Source organism: Heyndrickxia faecalis (genome assembly GCF_040267745.1).
Lineage (GTDB): Bacteria > Bacillota > Bacilli > Bacillales > Bacillaceae_C > Weizmannia > Weizmannia faecalis.
In genome coordinates, this window is record NZ_CP158453.1 from 2,546,999 (window position 1) to 2,563,143 (window position 16,145).

Sequence of the window (16,145 nt, forward strand, 5' to 3'; positions counted from 1 at the left end):
TTTTGTTTGAGTTGGAGGAAATGTAAATGAGCAGCAAAAAACTATTTTCTGACAAACGATGGACAGAACCACCAGGAATGACATCCGATGGTAAATTCACTGCTATTGTAAGCGGAACTAAGCATTATGCTTCTGAAGAAGAACGACAGAAAGATATTGAAACGACAAGACTTATACGCGAAATGTTGAAAAAGAGAATGAAGGAAAACAATAAAAATTTTTAAGTAGGGCTTGCTAAATAAGCAAAATTCCTAGATTTGGCAAGGATGCAGACAGGTTCGGCAAAAAATTAATGAGAATTTTTCTTCATATAAAATGAGCTCCGTTTTTCCCATCCGGATGGATATCACATTCAAATTTAGGATCTCCCTCACGTCTTCGTTTTTCCAAATCTATCCATGCTGTAATCAGCTCTCTTCATCAAAGGTGCTTGGTTTATCCATATCAAGCGTTGCCGGATTCTGGATGTTTTTCGCATGGGCTGGTAAACTGAATTTACAGGCAGCGGGGTGTGTAAATTTTTTCCTGAATGCCATTTTTTCCGGGAAGGCGAGGCAGCCCCCATCTTGAGAAGGAGGTTTTCAACATATGGAAATTGAAAGAGGCACGATTAAAGATGTCCCGTTTGAAAGCAGGGAACTCGGGGAAACGCTCAATCTCTGGGTATACTTGCCGGCGCGTTTTTCCCCGCTTTATAAATATGCCGTATGCATATGCCAGGACGGAAAAGACTTCTTCCAGCTCGGCCGGATTGCACGTGCGGCGGATGAACTGCTTGCAAAAGGCGAAATTGAAGACTTGATTATTGTCGGGATCCCTTATGCGGATATTCCGGACAGGCGCCGGAAATACCATCCTGACGGCGAGCAACATGGCGCTTATATCCGGTTTTTGGCGCATGAACTTGTCCCTTTCCTTGACCGTGAGTTTCCGACTGCGCAAATGGCATCGGACCGAGCACTGGCGGGAGACTCACTGGCGGCAACCGTCTCGCTCATGGCGGCATTCAAGTACCCCCATACATTTGGAAAAGCCGCATTAATGTCGCCGCTCGTGAATGAAAAAGTGATGGAAGCCGCAAAACAATGTACGGATCCAAAGTTGCTGGACATTTACCATATTGCTGGAAAAGGCGAGACGGAAGTGAAAACGACTGACGGCAAGATCCAGAATTTTATCACACCGAACCGCACCCTGCATCAAGTTCTGGAAGAAAAAGGGGTCCCCGGATTTTATGACGAATTTGACGGTGATCACTCTTGGAGGTACTGGCAAAAAGATTTGCCACGTGCCCTCAAGTACCTGTTTAAAAAAGATTAATTTTCGGCAATTTTTCTGATAAAATTGTATTATAACGGCTTAATATCCAGAAAGAGGAGGCCATTTTATGAATTATGCGCTTGTTGTCTTTCCATCAAAAAAACTTCAGGACCTTGTTAACTCCTACCGGAAGCGCTATGATCCGAAATACGCGCTAATCCCGCCGCATATTACGCTAAAAGCAGCGTTCGAGGCATCCGAAGAAGAGGCGGAAGTTTTTCGCGGGCAACTGAAGGAAATTGCCAAAAAATACAACCCGTTTTTGTTGAAAGTAACAAAAGTGAAATCTTTTGAACCCGTCAGCAATACGATTTATTTTAAAGTTGAACCGACGCCTGAACTGGAAGGGCTTTTCGCAGATTTCAGGGACCGTCTGCCGGGCGGGCCGCCTCCGTACCCGTTTGTGCCGCATATTACCATCGGCCAGGAGTTGTCTAAAGAGGAACATGCCGATGTGTTCCGCCAGCTGGAAATGGTTGGCATTGACCACGAAGAAAAGGTAAACCGGTTCCATCTTTTATATCAGCTGGAAAACGGGGTTTGGACCGTTTATGAGACCTATCATCTCGGAAAGGACTAACAAATGTGGACGTAATAATTGTAGAAAATGAAGAACAACTGGAGACGGCTTTTCAAATCCGGAAAAAAGTATTTGTAGAAGAGCAGCACGTCCCGGTTGAAGAAGAAATTGACGCATTGGAACAGGACTGCACGCATTTTCTGCTGTACGATGATGAAGGGAAACCCTCAGGCGCCGGGCGTTTTCGGATGGTGGACGGGTACGGGAAAGTGGAACGCATCTGCATCCTTCCGTCCGTGCGCGGGAAAGGGGCCGGCCGGGAACTGATGCTGGCAATTGAACATTATGCCGCAGAACAAGGCGTGCAAAAATGCAAATTAAACGCACAGACACACGCGATTCCTTTTTACGAAAAACTCGGATACCGTGTTGTTTCCGGTGAATTTCTCGATGCCGGCATTCCGCATAAAGCAATGGAGAAAACGATCAAATAGCATCCGGAAACTGGGGCTGCAGAATCCGTGACAAAGCGGCGAGAAGGAGTTGTGTCTCGCCGCTTTGTCTATAGAATGGCCTTATTTTTTTGCACCAATTTTGTTTATTTTATATAATCGCTTTTTCAACCTTGCTGCTTATCTTGTGAAAAAATTCACACTTCAGCGGGAAAGATTTAAACCGAAAGATCAATATATTGCCCCAGGCCGGTGATTTTTGCGATGATCCGGCTTTTTGCCGGTTTTCTTCCCGGTTGTTCATTTGCTTTAAAATGGTATTCTGTTCCGCCCGTGACGCCGTTTTGCCGCTTAACAGGATAAGCCCTCGAAACGGCATCTGCTTTTTCCACTTCAAGCTGGCGTAAGGACATTCCGTCATAAAGCCGGTACTGGCTTGCCTGATAGTCTGGAATTGGAGCGATCAAACTCATGGCAGTCACCCCTTTAAATGATTTCTATATTCTTTTCCCTCTCTTCTTTCATTTTAAACAGAAAAATGCGGACTTGCATCTGATTTGCAAGCCCGCTTTGGTTACTTTCCGTTGTTCATCATTTTGTTGATCGTGTTAAAATCGAGCTTTTTTCCATCTTTGACAATTGATTCAACAATTTTATCTTCCAGCTCTTTCGGTACCCGTTTGTTTGCAATTTGCGAGACGCGCTGGATGATGCCACGGACGGTATTTTCATCTTTAAAATTCGCGTTCTGCAGGGAATTTGCAAGCTGGAAAATGTCATTCATATTAACGCCTGTCTTCTTTTCGATATTCTTGAAAAACTGATGATCCACCTTCGTCGCTCCTCTCTTCAAGCTGTTTTATCGTATGAAAAAAGAAGCCGGATTGACAGTACAAAAGTGGATTTTCAATTGAAAACGTGTTAGCCGGAATTTTTCATTGCAAAAAAGTGCATTTTCCCGGTGCACAAGCTTGATTTACAGCCAGTGCTTTGATGAAGGACAGTTTGATGTTTCATGGCACTTGTTTTGTCTTTCATCAACCTGGTGAAGGACAGTTTGGCGTTTTTCGGCCTGGGTTTTGTCCTTCATTACCCTGATGAAGGACATTTCTGCATTTCCCGACCTGAGTTTTGTCCTTCATCACCTCGATGAAGGACATTTCGGCGTTATCCGCCCGGTGTTTTGTCTTTCATCACCTCGATGAAAGACAATTTGACTTTGCCAGGCCAGTGTTTTGTCCTTCATCACCTCGATGAAGGACAATTGGGCTTTGCCAGACCTGGGTTTTGTCTTTCATCACCTCGATGAAGGACAATTTGGTATTTTTCAGCCGGTGTTTTGTCCTTCATCATCTCGATGAAGGACATTTCGGCTTTGCCAGGCCTGGGGTTTGTCTTTCATTGAAGTTGCCAAAAGGAAAAACAAGCTGCATCTGGATCCGAAATGTCCTTTTGAAGCCGTCAAAAGGACAAAACACGATGTATCCGGGCCCGAAATGTCCTTTTGTAACCGTCAAAAGGACAAAACACGCTGCATCCGGGCCCGAAATGTCTTTTTGAAGCCGTCAAAAGGACAAAACACGATGTATCCGGGCCCGAAATGTCCTTTTGTAACCGTCAAAAGGACAAAACACGCTGTTTCCGGGTCCGAAATGTCTTTTTGAACCTGCCAAAAGGACAAAACACGTTTCATCCGAGCTCGAAATGTCTTTTTGAAGCCGTCAAAAGGACAAAACACGTTACGTCTGGATCCGAAATGTCCCTTTGAACCTGCCAAAAGGACAAAAAAAGGATCGCGTTTGGGCCCAAATATCCTTTTGAACCTGTCAAAAGGACAAAAGGAGTCGCGACTGGATCAAAATGTCTTTTTGAAGTTGCCACACGGACAAAACAAAACATTACTCCGATGAAGGACAATTTGACGGTTCACTTTTGTCTATCCTGAAAAATATGCGCCAGCTGATTTTCATTCTACTGTTGGTGCGCGTTCACTGCAGCATGGGCGTCTAATTGGATCTTCCAATTAGACAAAACACGCTCGGGTTCCGGGGCTTTTGTCCAATTAGACGCTCTAATTGGACAAAGCTTACGGCGGCTCGGTCATCGTCCCTATAAAGCAGTTCACCGCTTCCTGGCCCAATGTTTGTCTTTCAATGCCCGTTTCCCTCCAAAAATTCCCTGATAGAAGCAGGGGTACGAGCGTTTTCTCTCCGGCTATAAAAAAAGGCGGGGAATCCTCCCCGCAACTTGTCAGCAGAAGCTTGCACCGACAATAATTAACAGAATGAACAAAACAACGATCAATACAAATGTGCTGCCGTAGCCGTAACCACCGCCGTAACCGCCATAGCCGCAGCCGCCGCCATAACCGTATCCAAACATGTTTTTCACCTCACTTCTTGTATTACACTATACAATATGTAAGGTGCAGGCATTCGGTATAGGCGTGTGTCAGGGACGGCATCATTATCCTCTTGGCTTAAAGAGGAGCGAGCCGATAAATCCGAAAATAATCGCAGCCGAAATGCCGGAAGATGTGACTTCAAACATGCCGGTCAATACCCCGACAATGCCGTGCCTTTGCACTTCCTGCATGGCGCCAGTTGCAAGCGAATTGCCAAAACTTGTAATCGGAATGGTCGCCCCGGCACCGGCAAAATTTACAAGCGGTTCATAAAGGCCGAGGCCCGATAAAATCGCGCCGGCCGTAACGAGGACACTCATCGTATGCCCCGGCGATAATTTTGCGACATCAAACAGCAACTGGCCAATTACACAAATCAGCCCGCCAATCACAAAGGCCCAGAAAAACATTGCAAGCATTACGCATCCTTCCTTTCTTACAAATACTCGATCGCTCAGGCTCACACAATCCATGCTGCAACCTAAGCGAATACTCGATCGCGCACCTCAAATTATCCGTATCCGTGCCGCAACCTAAGCAAATATCGATCGCTCAGGCTCAATCCGTGCTGCAACCCAACCATATGACCCTTTCTTCAAATATTTGATGGCATAGCCTCAAACAACTCGTGCCGCAACGCAACCCAGGCAATACCCTTTCTTACAAATATTCGATGGCGCAGGCGTGCGCGATGCACGGAATGGTTTCGCCCTGCTGATAAGACAAAGGCGACAATAGTGCGCCGGTTGCGACGAGCAAGATTTTTTGGTAACGGCCTTTTTTCATTTCGTTTAGCAAATGGCCGTACAAGACAATCGCTGAACATCCGGCCCCGCTTGCCCCGGCCTGCACGGGCTGGGACTTGTCATATACCATCAGGCCGCAATCCTGGAACTGTTCGCTGCGAATGTCAAGATTCCTCTGTTTGAAAAGATCGAGCGCGATGGAACGGCCAATTTTCGCCAAATCGCCGGTCACAATCAAATCATAGTAAGATGGATCACGGCCGGTTTCCCGGAGATGCTGTTCAATCGTATCGACCGCAGCCGGCGCCATTGCACCACCCATATTAAACGGATCGGAAATGCCAAGGTCCAGTACTTTTCCGATCGTGGCCGACGTAATCCGCGGCGCCGGCCCGTTTTCTTCCGTACCGACCACCGCGAATCCCGCTCCCGTCACTGTCCATTGTGCGGTCGGCGGTTTCTGCCCGCCGTATTCGGTCGGATAACGGAATTGCTTCTCTGTTGTTGCATTGTGGCTCGAAGCCCCGGCCAGCACTTTCTCCGCCCCACCGTGATTAACGATGAAAGCGGCAAGCGCCAGGCTTTCCATCGAAGTGGCACAGGCGCTAAAAAGGCCCAGGTAAGGAATCGCATTTGTCCTTGCCGCAAAACTTGTCGGCGTGATTTGGTTAATCAAATCACCAGCGAGAAAAAACTGAATATCGGTTTCCTTAAGGTTTCGCTTTTTCAGGGCAATGCCAACTGCTTCCTCGATCAGTTTGCGCTGGGCTTTTTCATACGAATCCTCGCCGATCCACAAATCTTCAAAAAACCGGTCGAAATCGCCTGGCATCTGCCCCTTTTTCTCAAACGGGCCCCCGACAACACCGGTTGAAAGAATGGCCGGGCGGTTCGTGAAAGTCCATGTTTGCGATTTAGCGGGCATTACGATCCCCCCCACATCATGATGACGGTCCGGATCAGGACGACAACAAACGCGGAAAAAACACCAAATACAATGACGGTGCCGGCCAGTTTAAAAATATTCCCGCCGACGCCGAGCACATAGCCTTCCGTCCGGTGTTCAATCGCAGCGGATACAACGGAGTTCCCGAAGCCCGTTACCGGCACCGCGCTCCCTGCACCGGCGTACTGCCCGATATGGTCATAAATGCCAAAGCCGGTCAACAGCATGGATAAAAACACCATTGTGGCGGTTGTCGGGTTGCCGGCCGTTTTTTCGGTGAAATTAAACATGTATATATAGAAGTAAGTAAGGGCCTGACCAGCCAGACAAAAACAGCCGCCTACCCAAAATGCACGGATGCAGTTTTTCAATACCGGCTTTTTTAGCTCATGCTTTTTTTCGAACTGATTATACGCTTTTTGTTCGGGTGTTTTATTTTGATTTTTGTTTGCCATTATCTCAGCCCTTTTCCTATGTTAATTCCTGTTTCAGCTTGATGATGTCTTTAAAACGTTTTTTTGCCTTGCCGGCTGAAATTTTGTGCTTGTCCATATCTTCCTTGAGGCGGACGGTTTCCAGGAAAATTTTATAGTCGCTGGAAGTGATAAATTTGCGCCCCGGGTAGCGTTTCTTTAAAAAGGCGTTGAGCTGTTTTTCGATTTTCTTCATTTTAAAACGGTGCAGATGCCTGACTTTGTAGGCAACCAATGTTTCTTTCGGCCCTTCAATGATGGCCACATCGTAAATGCTGTCAAAGCCGAGGACATCTTTTTTCAATTGTCCTGAAACGGCCTTATTCCCGGTGTTAGTGAGTCTCACCGGCGACGGTTGTGTTTTTTTCACAAGGGCCATTTTGCTGTCCTTGTGTTCCGGCCCGTTAAAACCGCAGCCGGTGAGCAAACATACTGAAGCTAAAACATACATGATTTTTTTCATACTCATCCCTCTGCGCTTTCAACTTTTACCTCTCTATTTTTCGCGCAAGCGCAGATTTTATAATTAGAAATTCTTGCCGCATCCTGGAAAAAAGGGAAAACAAAAGCGGAAGTGCAATCCTGCCTTCCGCTTTTGTTTTATCGCGTTTTTTTGCCGCCGCAGCCGCATCCGCCTTTTTTGACTTTTTTCTGATTGTTTGTATACGCCGGGACGGATGAAGGGGTGACCGGAATTTTGATGCGTGGTTTGCCCATAATCTTACCATCCTTTCCTCAGGATTCGCGCTTCCTTTTTTATCGTATGCAGCATTTTCACGGTTGTTCACTTCATTCGTCCATGATCCGCAAAAGAACGGTTTCGAGGATACTCGCCAGGCCGGCAATTGCAAGGATCATGACAATAGGCGACCCGATTTGCGGAAAAAGCATCCAACTCCCGTACAGGATGGCCGCGGACCAGACACCGGTGCACCAGTGGCAACTTAATAATTCGCCAATCCACTTTCTGATCCCTGTTCCTTTGATTTCAATATATTCCTCGATTGTTCCATCAGGCGCCATTTCGGTTATTTCTTTATGAAAAGGTTTTCGTAAAAAGGCCGTAATTTTATCATAAACCAACAAGCGCGTCAGTCTGAAACTGGCCAGTGCAAGCAGAACGAAATCAAGCCAATAGGAAACCATTTCCTGCCTCCTTCCCCGGGTACAAAATTCCCTATGCAAGTTGTTTGCCTATTTTTGCAAAAACGCGGGGACATTCGTAACAAAAAAAGCACCGAGACAATATTCTATAGTGTACTGAAACTAAACCATTGAAGGAGTTGAAAAATGAATGAGCAGTAAATCCCATGAATATTCCCGTACTTGCGTTTGTGATGTCGTACATTTCATCAACGATTTGCAGGATGCTGCGGTAGAAGACAGCAGCTGCCCGACCAACTGCTTGAATCCCGTGCTCGGTGCCAACAGGGAAAAACATTCACATGTCAACACACGTCCATTCATTCTATATACAAAAGACGGTTGTGCTTTTGAACCATTTTACAAAAATCACCACTTTGACAGCTGCGACGACTTCTGCGAAAAATCGAAATTTTTAAGAGTCGAAAATGTGGAAGGGTGCTGTGCTGTTGTACGGGTTTTAAAATGCGTCTGCGAACATCATGACGGCCATTCTAGGGTCCACTTCGAAGCAACCGATACATGCATCACGCTTGATTTAACCGATTTCATTGCCATTCAATGCCTCGAAGACACTTTTGTCAATTTGTAATGTATGAAAGTCGATAAGTTGCCGCTTATCGACTTTTTTTCCGTGGCTTTACTGAACCAGTAATTTAATGTCCGTGATCTCGTCCAGATTGATCCAGGCCGTCTCCATTGAGGAAAAAGGCATGACGGACAATTGGTCTTCCATCCGTTCAAGGATCACGGCACGATAGGCGATGCTGTTCGTTTGAATCATGACGGGGATTTCCGGTAGAAAACCTGGCTTATGAATTAAATAGTCAATTTTTTCATGGACTGTCATTTCTTTGAACCGTTTTCTCGATGGTGGTTGGACGGTTTCTTGTTCCAGCCAGGTGTCGGCTTTGTCAGCGCCGTCCGTTTCCAAATCCGTCTCCGCTTCCACCGCTCCGGCGGGTTCCGCAACATGTTGCTGCCCCATGGCATTTGCCGATTCCTCATGTTCCGCAGGATCTGCCGTTTTTGTCTTGAATGAAACGTTTACGACTCCCCCGCGTTCTGCAGCTTCTTCTGTTTTTTCCTGTTCTACCGCTTTATTCGGTTTGGGCTGTTCCGGTTCTGTTTTTTTCTCGCGTGCGGCTGCATTGTTTTTTTCTTCGGCATGCCCTGTATCGCCGCTGGCAGGCATTGGTTCCGCGATCGTTCCATGGCCGGCATGTTCAGTTTTTTCGCTCACCACATTTCTGTACACTTTCTGCATCTTGATCGCGAGCGGAACATTTTTCGGCTGGATAATATAAAGAAGCGGTTTTTGGCTGCTGTACTGGCTCTCCTCCATGTTTCCAAAATCCCTCCTCCTGATTTCTGGCTCGCTTTATAACTATGCATGAAAATAAGAAATGTGCCTAGAGCTTGAATCTCCCAATCATTTGCTATTTCTGCCTTATCGTATGTTTTGGGGACAAGGAACGGAACCGCGGTTTCCACAGCATATTGGCACAAATGGATAAAGCAGGGAAAAATGTGCTTTTATACGCTACCATCCGTCTATTCCAAAAATATGCGAATGAGTAGAATATAGTAACAAAACGAAGGGAGGCATTTAAATGTCTTATTACGACTCAAACGACAGCTGCTATGATGATCATCGCCGCCACAAACGGCAAGACGAGGAAGAACGGGGGCTTCTGTCGGAATTCGATGTGGATCAATCGCCGTCCGTACCTGTATCCGTGACAGGCGTCTTTAACATGGCAAACGCCATTGCGGAAGTAGATGTAAAAGTGGATGATTATGATGACCGTGTTTCATTGCTCGCAACTGTCGAATGGTCGCCAGCAGACCTGCCACTCGGTGTAACACTTGCAGCCTTAATTGGGGCAATTACAGGAGCAGGACCAGGGATCGTCATTCCGTTAACCATTCCGGCAGTCTTTAGAATTTGGAGAAGAAATTCTTCCGGTACGACACTCATTTCCCAAAAACGGGATGAAAGCGGAATTTCCGGCATTGGCATTCTTACAGCCGGCGGACTCGTTACAGTACTCTTTGAAAACGTGACAACGACGGTTCACGCCGTAGATACCGATCCGTCCAAAGGGAAAAACGAATACTTCTTAACCATTGAACTCGGTAATTTCGCTCCAGATACAACGATTCCGGGGGTTGCACCTACCCTGCTTGGAACCATTACACTGACGCCTCAAAATGTTGTCAGCTACACATTCTCTGCTGCAGAAATTGAAGATAACGACCATTATCACCATGACAGCAAAAAAGGCCATAAAAAAGATTACAGGGACTGATGCGATGTCAAAAAAGCCAGGAAGGTTTCACCTCCTGGCTTTTTTTATTTGCGCTTTTGGACAAGCCGTTGCATTTTATGATAGCCGGCATTCGGAAGGACCAGTTTTCGAATCGTCCGGAATTGTCCGGTTAGCCCATAATATGATAGCCGGCATCCACATGAATGTTTTCGCCTGTAACAGCGCGCGACAGGTCACTAAAAAGAAACAACGCGGTATCGCCGACTTCGCGTGTATCCACACCGCGGTGAAGCGGCGCCCTTTCTTCCATCACTTTCAAAATGCTGTTGAAGTCGCTAACACCTTTTGCCGACAAAGTGCGAATCGGGCCAGCAGAGATCGAGTTAACACGGATATTGAGTTTCCCAAGGTCATATGCCAAATAGCGGACGCTTGCATCGAGGGAAGCTTTCGCTACACCCATCACATTGTAATTTTCCATCACGCGTTCGCCGCCGAGGTAGGTAAGGGTGACAATGCTGCCCCCGTTTGGCATGAGTTCCAGTTCTTTCACCGCTTTGGCAACGGCCGACAGCGAATAGGAACTAATATTATGGGCCAGTAAAAACCCTTCACGCGTCACATTTGTGTAGTCGCCTTTTAATTCTTCTCTGCGGGCAAACGCAACACAGTGGGCAATACCGTCGATCGTGCCGACTTCCTTTTTGATCGTTTGAAAGCATGACTGAATCTGCTCGTCGCTTTCCACGTCGCATTGAAGGATCAGATAGTCCTTTCGATTCAGCGTTTCAGCAAGTTCGTGGATGCTTTTTTCATTCCGGTCGAGCGCATAGGTAAAAATAATCCTTGCGCCTGCTGCATCAAGCGATTGGGCAATTCCCCAGGCAATACTGCGCTTATTTGCAACACCCATCACAACAAATGTTTTATTTTCCAAAGATAACTGCATCATGTTAACTCCTTTATTTACAATTTATATACGATTTTTAGTACCTGATACCAATTCTACATGAACTTTCCGGGTTTGAAAAGCACCTGTGTTTTATTTGTTGCAGGATAATCGTACCGGGACCCCGGGGAATACCAACCTTTTTTCAACTACCCGGCATTTGTTTAGGCGCGCCGGACAACATAAAATAGAGATGGAAGGAGCGAGTTCAATGAAAATCGATATCATTGGGGATATACATGGCTGCATGGCGGAATTCAGGAAGCTTACGGAAAAACTGGGGTATCAATGGGAAAACGGTATGCCCGTTCATCCAGGTGGCCGGCTGCTTGGTTTTGTCGGTGATCTGACAGACCGCGGGCCGGCATCTTTGGAAGTGGCCGATACTGTCTATCGATTGTGGAAAAAGAAGCTTGGCCTGTATGTCCCCGGCAACCACTGCAACAAGCTGTACCGATATTTTTTAGGGAGAAATGTCCAGCAGAAGCACGGCCTTGAAACAACGGTGGCGGAACTGGAGGCGCTCCCCGTAAAAGAGCGGGAACGGCACAGCAAACAATTTATGGAACTGTATGAGAAATCCCCGCTTTATCTTGTTCTAGACGGCGGCAAGCTTGTCATCGCCCATGCCGGGATCCGGCGCAAGGATATTGGGAAGATGAATAAATCGGTCCAGACTTTTGTGCTTTACGGTGATATTAACGGGGAAACCAATCCGGACGGGACACCGGTGCGCTGCGACTGGGCGAAAAATGACGAAGGGGAAAGCTGGATTGTATACGGGCATACGCCGGTGAAAGAACCGCGATGGATCGGCCACACGGTCAATATTGATACCGGCTGCGTATTCGGCGGCAAACTGACAGCACTCCGGTATCCGGAAATTGAAACCGTCTCCGTCCCCTCTTCAATGCCATATGTGGAAGAAAAGTTCAGGACGTTCGCCTGAATTGAGAAGCATTTGGCATCCCTTCCCAGAGAGGAAGAAAAAAATCCATGGAAGTATGTTTTAACTTGTCTACTTCATGGAATGAGTTCTATAACGATCTTTCTAAAGAACAATTATAACAGACTCAAGACACCATGAATTATATTAGGGCTTGCTGAACGGATCCGATTCTGAGTTTATACCCAATTTGTCTGCAAGTTCTGTCTTAAAAATATAGAAGAATCCTTTTGCGAAAAGGGGTGATTTGATCTTCTCCATACGTTGAATCGGCTTTCGAGGGCAATCATTCTCTAGATTTGTTGTAAAACTCTTGCATTAAAATGGTTGTCAAAGCTGTCAGCAGCCTTGCCAAATCTAGAAATTTTACTGATTCAGTAAGCCCTATATTAGAACATGTTATGATAAAAAATAAAGCGGGAGAATATACAATTAACCAGTAAGAACTTGAAAACTCTTCATTTAAAGTTACTAAAAATTTTTTAGATTTTACGAATCAAAAGGTGGTCAACCACAGGAAAACGCCTTACAAGATGCGATTCACATTAGCAAATCAATGGCACAGGAAGTTGCGCGAGAAGTCGAAAAGGGGAATTGGCTTGCTGCTGGAAAGCTTGTTGCCACCGGTTTATTTGTTAACCCAGTATCCGCATAGGTGGTGCCGAACCAGTCAGCTAAAAGGAGAATAAACAATCGTGACATTAAATCATTTATTTTTTCTAACTCAACTACTTACCCTAGTATATGCGGCAGGCTATTCTCGACATTTAAAAAGAACTAAAAGAGAAAGGAAACTTTCTCTTTTAGAGGCTTTTTTATATTATTCTTCTTTAATCATTATTCCTTTATCGGCATTTATTTTTCTATATACAAATTGGAGTAGTTAAAAAAGAGTAGAAAAACAAAGCTTTAATAAAATCATTTTGACGTTCCCCGTTCCACAAGGCAATGATGGAATAACCATCTTCATGTTTTTTTAGAGCGGTGAGCTTTTTCAGGACATCCTGTAGCAATCATAAAGTCCCGGGGAGAAAAGAACATGCAACAGCAAATTTATGGATAAACGCCCATGCCGCAAACTAAACGCTGCCATCAGAAGCAGGGAAATCCGAATCAACATCAAAGAAGATCCAAAAAGGGCGGTTTAGAAAAAAAGTGCATTTCTTTCCCCGAAACCGGGTGCTGAAATGAAAGCTCACTGCAATGGAGCGCCTGCCGGGTGAAGCGGCTCGTGTTGCCACCGTACAGGCTGTCGCCGAGAAGCGGGTGGCCGATATAGGAAAGATGGACACGGATCTGGTGCGTCCTGCCGGTGTCAAGCCGGAGACGCACATGTGCATATGCCGGAAATTGCCGGACCACTTCATAATGGGTGCGCGCAAACTGGCCATCGTCCCGGACTTCGCGTTCTATAATGCTCGTCTCTTTTCTCCCGATCGGGGCTTCAATTGTGCCACTTTTTTCAGTAAAAGCCCCTTCCGCGAGCGCTTCGTACGTCCGACAAATTTCATGCTTTTGCTGCATCAGGCTGCATAAATGGTGGATATAACGATTTTTTGCGATCAGGACAAGCCCGGATGTGTTCCGATCAAGCCGGGTCACAACATGGACTGCGGATTCTGTCCCGCTTTTTCGGTAATGGCCGAGCACTGCATTGGCAAGGCTTGCAGACGGGTGCTCGCGGGAAGGAATCGTATTCATAAACGCCGGCTTATCGGCAACAAGCACGCTTTCATCTTCATAGACAAGGCCGAACGGAATGTTTTCGGGCGTAAGATTGGGGCTCGGGGTTTCTTTTGGAAAAACAATGGCGGCCGCATCGCCCGGTTGCAAGCGATAGCGAACCGTTACTTCGCGGCCGTTCACAAGGATCAGCCCGCCGCGGAATTTAATATCCGCAAGCGCCCGTTTCGAGATATGGCGCGTTTTTAAAAACTCTTTCAATTCCTGATGTGCCTCATCTTCTGTAATTGTCCACGATAATGTCAACATGTTTTCACCTAATCCGAAATAAAAGAATCATGCACCCTCTTCCAGAAAGGAAACGGCCTGAAGCGGGCAAACCGGATTTTTTCTTTTGCCACGCGGTACTGGATGGACCGGACTTCCTTATGGAGCAGTGTTAAATGATCAACGGTTACCAAAAAATCTTTTTGCCGGACCGGGCGCAATACACAAGTATGGTGCCCCGGCAAAATAAGCGGCGAGCCGATTGTCCGGAACACTTTATTGTTAATGGATGCCATCTCGGTGAGCTGGATCGACTGCAGGGAAGGGTGGACAATGGCCCCGCCGAGCGCCTTGTTATAAGCCGTACTGCCGCTTGGTGTGGCAAGGCATAATCCGTCACCGCGGAAACGCTCAAAATGCCGGCCATTGATCTCCACATCGATGACAAATGTGCCGTCCACGCATTTGACTGTTGACTCATTTAACGCAAGGTAACGCGTTTCGTGGCCGCCGTGCTCATACGCAATCATCACTTCAAGAAGCGGGTAGTCCACCGTCGTGTAAGTTTTATGGGCGATGGCATCGACCAGCTCCTCAATCTCATCCGGCACCCAGTCAGCATAAAAGCCGAGATGGCCGGTATGCACCCCGACAAAAGCCGTCCGGTCAAGCCGGGAACTGTAGCGGTGAAAAGCATACAGAAGCGTGCCGTCCCCGCCGACCGAGATCACGATATCCGGTTGTGCCTCGTCGTAAACAAGCCCGAAATCCTGCAAATAAGAACGCATTTTATGCATCCATATATTGGATTCCGTATCCCCTTTAGAAGTGATGGCAAATTTCAAGCTGCTTCTCCTCCCCTTCTTTTTTTGCCGCCGGTTTCATGGCTTTTTTCGTTCCGCGCGCTCTTTGTTTTTCGAAAAATACATTTGGGCTTCCTGAATTTCTTCACGGATCTCAGACATTTCTTCATCAAGGCGGAAAGCGGCTTCGGCAGCCCGCTTCAGCCGCAAATTAATTTCTTCGGGAAACCTGCCTTTATACTTATAGTTTAAAGAATGTTCAATCGTCGCCCAAAAATTCATCGCCAGCGTCCGGATCTGGATCTCCGCAAGAATTTTCTTTTCCCCGCGGATCGTTTGTACCGGATATTCAATAATGACATGATAAGACCGGTAGCCGCTCGGTTTTTTATTCGAAATATAGTCTTTTTCTTCAACAATCCGGAAATCGTTCCGGCGTCTGAGAAGCCCGACGACCAGTTTAATATCATCGACAAACTGGCACATCATCCTGAGCCCGGCGATATCTTGCATTTCCGCCTCCAGCCGGTCAAGCGGGATGCCTTTTATGTTCGCTTTTTCTATAATGCTTGCTACCGGCTTTACCCGCCCTGTCACAAACTCAATCGGGCAATGGGTATGCTCTTTTTCAAATTGGGTGCGCATCCCCTTTAACTTTACTTTTAATTCATCAACAGCCTGTTTATACGGGGTTAAAAATTCCTCCCAATCCACTGCCTGATCACCTCTTCGGATCTCATTCCAATGCAAAAACGGCCTCTACCTTATCCAGCATCTTTTTTCCGTAATTGCTGTTGCCTCGGATATTATCGAGCAAAAATTGAAGTTCCTCATCAAGCCCGGTAAGCTCCAATTTCCCATCTTTTGAAACAGCAACCACTTTTTTATGTTCAAATGCCGCCGTCCGAATCTCTTTCCAAACCGGAACAGGCAAATATAAATATGTATAATCTTCATCGCCGTCGTCTTCAGCCAGATAGATAAAGGCACAGGCATCCGAATCGACGATCATTTGCCCTCCCGGCTTCAGGTGCTGCATGGAAACGTCCGGGCGCTCAGCATGCAGTTGAAGGATCCCGTCTTTCCATTCAGGCTTTCCCAGTTCAATGATATTGCGCAATCTGCTTCCCTCCCTCTCCTTCCCGCCGGAAAACAAAGTTTCAATTCCATTTTATTTTACCATATCTCCACAGAGAATAGACACTTTAAGGAAGGGATTC

General features: G+C 46.5%; 21 protein-coding genes. 7 read left to right on the forward strand and 14 right to left on the reverse strand.

Going from position 1 to position 16,145, the window contains the following annotated elements; all coding sequences use genetic code 11:
- The first annotated feature begins 26 nt into the window (after nt 1–26).
- The 4 genes from ABR335_RS12415 (at nt 27) to ABR335_RS12430 (ending at nt 2,334) form a co-directional block, all read left to right on the forward strand.
- Nucleotides 27–224, forward strand: coding sequence for a hypothetical protein (locus tag ABR335_RS12415; RefSeq protein WP_014095696.1), 198 nt, complete (start codon nt 27–29; stop codon nt 222–224).
- A gap of 364 nt (nt 225–588) precedes the next feature.
- A complete protein-coding gene (locus ABR335_RS12420) occupies nt 589–1,320 on the forward strand; it encodes an alpha/beta hydrolase (RefSeq protein WP_014095697.1) in 732 nt (243 codons plus the stop codon).
- 67 nt (nt 1,321–1,387) lie between these two features.
- Nucleotides 1,388–1,900, forward strand: coding sequence for a 2'-5' RNA ligase family protein (locus ABR335_RS12425; protein WP_014095698.1), 513 nt, complete (start codon nt 1,388–1,390; stop codon nt 1,898–1,900).
- 5 nt (nt 1,901–1,905) lie between these two features.
- Nucleotides 1,906–2,334, forward strand: coding sequence for a GNAT family N-acetyltransferase (locus ABR335_RS12430; protein WP_014095699.1), 429 nt, complete (start codon nt 1,906–1,908; stop codon nt 2,332–2,334).
- A 176-nt stretch (nt 2,335–2,510) separates the two neighbouring features.
- On the opposite strand, the gene ABR335_RS12435 is transcribed toward ABR335_RS12430, so the two are convergent.
- The 8 genes from ABR335_RS12435 to ABR335_RS12470 all read right to left on the reverse strand — a co-directional run bounded on the left by ABR335_RS12435 (nt 2,511) and on the right by ABR335_RS12470 (nt 8,007).
- On the reverse strand, nt 2,511–2,765 hold the full coding sequence (locus tag ABR335_RS12435; RefSeq protein ID WP_014095700.1) for a hypothetical protein: 255 nt from the start codon (nt 2,763–2,765) through the stop codon (nt 2,511–2,513).
- Between the two features lie 101 nt (nt 2,766–2,866).
- Nucleotides 2,867–3,124 carry a stage VI sporulation protein F gene (locus tag ABR335_RS12440; protein ID WP_014095701.1) on the reverse strand — a complete coding sequence of 86 codons (258 nt, stop codon included), beginning with the start codon at nt 3,122–3,124 and terminating at the stop codon, nt 2,867–2,869.
- 1,418 nt (nt 3,125–4,542) lie between these two features.
- Entirely contained in the window at nt 4,543–4,674 is a 132-nt protein-coding gene (locus ABR335_RS12445) for a YjcZ family sporulation protein (RefSeq protein ID WP_017551778.1), read from the reverse strand.
- An 84-nt stretch (nt 4,675–4,758) separates the two neighbouring features.
- Nucleotides 4,759–5,115 carry a stage V sporulation protein AE gene (gene spoVAE, locus ABR335_RS12450; RefSeq protein WP_014095703.1) on the reverse strand — a complete coding sequence of 119 codons (357 nt, stop codon included), beginning with the start codon at nt 5,113–5,115 and terminating at the stop codon, nt 4,759–4,761.
- Between the two features lie 241 nt (nt 5,116–5,356).
- Complete coding sequence (gene spoVAD / locus ABR335_RS12455) at nt 5,357–6,367, reverse strand: stage V sporulation protein AD (protein ID WP_017551780.1); 1,011 nt, start codon at nt 6,365–6,367, stop codon at nt 5,357–5,359.
- The gene (spoVAC, locus tag ABR335_RS12460; RefSeq protein WP_017551781.1) at nt 6,367–6,843 is read right to left on the reverse strand and encodes a stage V sporulation protein AC; all 477 of its coding nucleotides are present in this window, start codon (nt 6,841–6,843) and stop codon (nt 6,367–6,369) included. Before spoVAC ends, spoVAD begins: the two co-directional genes overlap by 1 nt.
- 16 nt (nt 6,844–6,859) lie before the next feature.
- Nucleotides 6,860–7,324 carry a sporulation protein gene (locus ABR335_RS12465; RefSeq protein ID WP_017551782.1) on the reverse strand — a complete coding sequence of 155 codons (465 nt, stop codon included), beginning with the start codon at nt 7,322–7,324 and terminating at the stop codon, nt 6,860–6,862.
- 326 nt (nt 7,325–7,650) lie between these two features.
- Nucleotides 7,651–8,007: a DUF1360 domain-containing protein gene (locus tag ABR335_RS12470; RefSeq protein WP_014095708.1), complete on the reverse strand. Its 357-nt coding sequence runs from the start codon at nt 8,005–8,007 to the stop codon at nt 7,651–7,653.
- Nucleotides 8,008–8,155: 148 nt separating this feature from the next.
- Here ABR335_RS12470 and ABR335_RS12475 point away from each other — a divergent pair, with 148 nt between their 5' ends.
- A complete protein-coding gene (locus tag ABR335_RS12475) occupies nt 8,156–8,596 on the forward strand; it encodes a CotY/CotZ family spore coat protein (RefSeq protein ID WP_014095709.1) in 441 nt (146 codons plus the stop codon).
- Nucleotides 8,597–8,644: 48 nt separating this feature from the next.
- On the opposite strand, the gene ABR335_RS12480 is transcribed toward ABR335_RS12475, so the two are convergent.
- The gene (locus tag ABR335_RS12480; RefSeq protein WP_350346192.1) at nt 8,645–9,349 is read right to left on the reverse strand and encodes a spore coat CotO family protein; all 705 of its coding nucleotides are present in this window, start codon (nt 9,347–9,349) and stop codon (nt 8,645–8,647) included.
- 268 nt (nt 9,350–9,617) lie between these two features.
- Between ABR335_RS12480 and ABR335_RS12485 the strand changes: the two genes are divergently transcribed.
- Nucleotides 9,618–10,316, forward strand: a complete 699-nt coding sequence (locus ABR335_RS12485) for a hypothetical protein (protein WP_061577773.1) — start codon at nt 9,618–9,620, stop codon at nt 10,314–10,316.
- A gap of 130 nt (nt 10,317–10,446) precedes the next feature.
- Here the strand turns inward: ABR335_RS12485 and fabI are convergent, their stop codons facing one another.
- Entirely contained in the window at nt 10,447–11,226 is a 780-nt protein-coding gene (gene fabI / locus ABR335_RS12490) for an enoyl-ACP reductase FabI (protein ID WP_041817844.1), read from the reverse strand.
- A gap of 211 nt (nt 11,227–11,437) precedes the next feature.
- On the opposite strand from fabI, the gene prpE reads away from it, so the two are divergent.
- The gene (prpE, locus tag ABR335_RS12495; RefSeq protein WP_014095713.1) at nt 11,438–12,175 is read left to right on the forward strand and encodes a bis(5'-nucleosyl)-tetraphosphatase PrpE; all 738 of its coding nucleotides are present in this window, start codon (nt 11,438–11,440) and stop codon (nt 12,173–12,175) included.
- Nucleotides 12,176–13,291: 1,116 nt separating this feature from the next.
- Here prpE and ABR335_RS12500 read toward each other — a convergent pair.
- The 4 genes from ABR335_RS12500 to ABR335_RS12515 are packed head-to-tail and all read right to left on the reverse strand — an operon-like array spanning nt 13,292 to nt 16,045.
- Nucleotides 13,292–14,164 carry an RluA family pseudouridine synthase gene (locus ABR335_RS12500; RefSeq protein WP_104851319.1) on the reverse strand — a complete coding sequence of 291 codons (873 nt, stop codon included), beginning with the start codon at nt 14,162–14,164 and terminating at the stop codon, nt 13,292–13,294.
- A gap of 8 nt (nt 14,165–14,172) precedes the next feature.
- Nucleotides 14,173–14,967 carry an NAD kinase gene (locus tag ABR335_RS12505; protein ID WP_017551790.1) on the reverse strand — a complete coding sequence of 265 codons (795 nt, stop codon included), beginning with the start codon at nt 14,965–14,967 and terminating at the stop codon, nt 14,173–14,175.
- A gap of 36 nt (nt 14,968–15,003) precedes the next feature.
- Entirely contained in the window at nt 15,004–15,639 is a 636-nt protein-coding gene (locus ABR335_RS12510) for a GTP pyrophosphokinase (RefSeq protein ID WP_172653432.1), read from the reverse strand.
- A gap of 22 nt (nt 15,640–15,661) precedes the next feature.
- Nucleotides 15,662–16,045, reverse strand: coding sequence for a hypothetical protein (locus tag ABR335_RS12515; protein WP_014095717.1), 384 nt, complete (start codon nt 16,043–16,045; stop codon nt 15,662–15,664).
- Between the last annotated feature and the right edge of the window lie 100 nt (nt 16,046–16,145).

Bases quoted from the DNA above. Each gene is read 5' to 3' on its own strand.
- ABR335_RS12415 (WP_014095696.1), top strand. From the start codon at position 27: ATGAGCAGCAAAAAACTATTTTCTGACAAACGATGGACAGAACCACCA.
- ABR335_RS12420 (WP_014095697.1), top strand. From the start codon at position 589: ATGGAAATTGAAAGAGGCACGATTAAAGATGTCCCGTTTGAAAGCAGG.
- ABR335_RS12425 (WP_014095698.1), top strand. From the start codon at position 1,388: ATGAATTATGCGCTTGTTGTCTTTCCATCAAAAAAACTTCAGGACCTT.
- ABR335_RS12435 (WP_014095700.1), bottom strand. From the start codon at position 2,765: ATGAGTTTGATCGCTCCAATTCCAGACTATCAGGCAAGCCAGTACCGG.
- ABR335_RS12445 (WP_017551778.1), bottom strand. From the start codon at position 4,674: ATGTTTGGATACGGTTATGGCGGCGGCTGCGGCTATGGCGGTTACGGC.
- spoVAE (WP_014095703.1), bottom strand. From the start codon at position 5,115: ATGCTTGCAATGTTTTTCTGGGCCTTTGTGATTGGCGGGCTGATTTGT.
- spoVAD (WP_017551780.1), bottom strand. From the start codon at position 6,367: ATGCCCGCTAAATCGCAAACATGGACTTTCACGAACCGCCCGGCCATT.
- spoVAC (WP_017551781.1), bottom strand. From the start codon at position 6,843: ATGGCAAACAAAAATCAAAATAAAACACCCGAACAAAAAGCGTATAAT.
- ABR335_RS12465 (WP_017551782.1), bottom strand. From the start codon at position 7,324: ATGAAAAAAATCATGTATGTTTTAGCTTCAGTATGTTTGCTCACCGGC.
- ABR335_RS12470 (WP_014095708.1), bottom strand. From the start codon at position 8,007: ATGGTTTCCTATTGGCTTGATTTCGTTCTGCTTGCACTGGCCAGTTTC.
- ABR335_RS12475 (WP_014095709.1), top strand. From the start codon at position 8,156: ATGAGCAGTAAATCCCATGAATATTCCCGTACTTGCGTTTGTGATGTC.
- ABR335_RS12480 (WP_350346192.1), bottom strand. From the start codon at position 9,349: ATGGAGGAGAGCCAGTACAGCAGCCAAAAACCGCTTCTTTATATTATC.
- ABR335_RS12485 (WP_061577773.1), top strand. From the start codon at position 9,618: ATGTCTTATTACGACTCAAACGACAGCTGCTATGATGATCATCGCCGC.
- fabI (WP_041817844.1), bottom strand. From the start codon at position 11,226: ATGCAGTTATCTTTGGAAAATAAAACATTTGTTGTGATGGGTGTTGCA.
- prpE (WP_014095713.1), top strand. From the start codon at position 11,438: ATGAAAATCGATATCATTGGGGATATACATGGCTGCATGGCGGAATTC.
- ABR335_RS12500 (WP_104851319.1), bottom strand. From the start codon at position 14,164: ATGTTGACATTATCGTGGACAATTACAGAAGATGAGGCACATCAGGAA.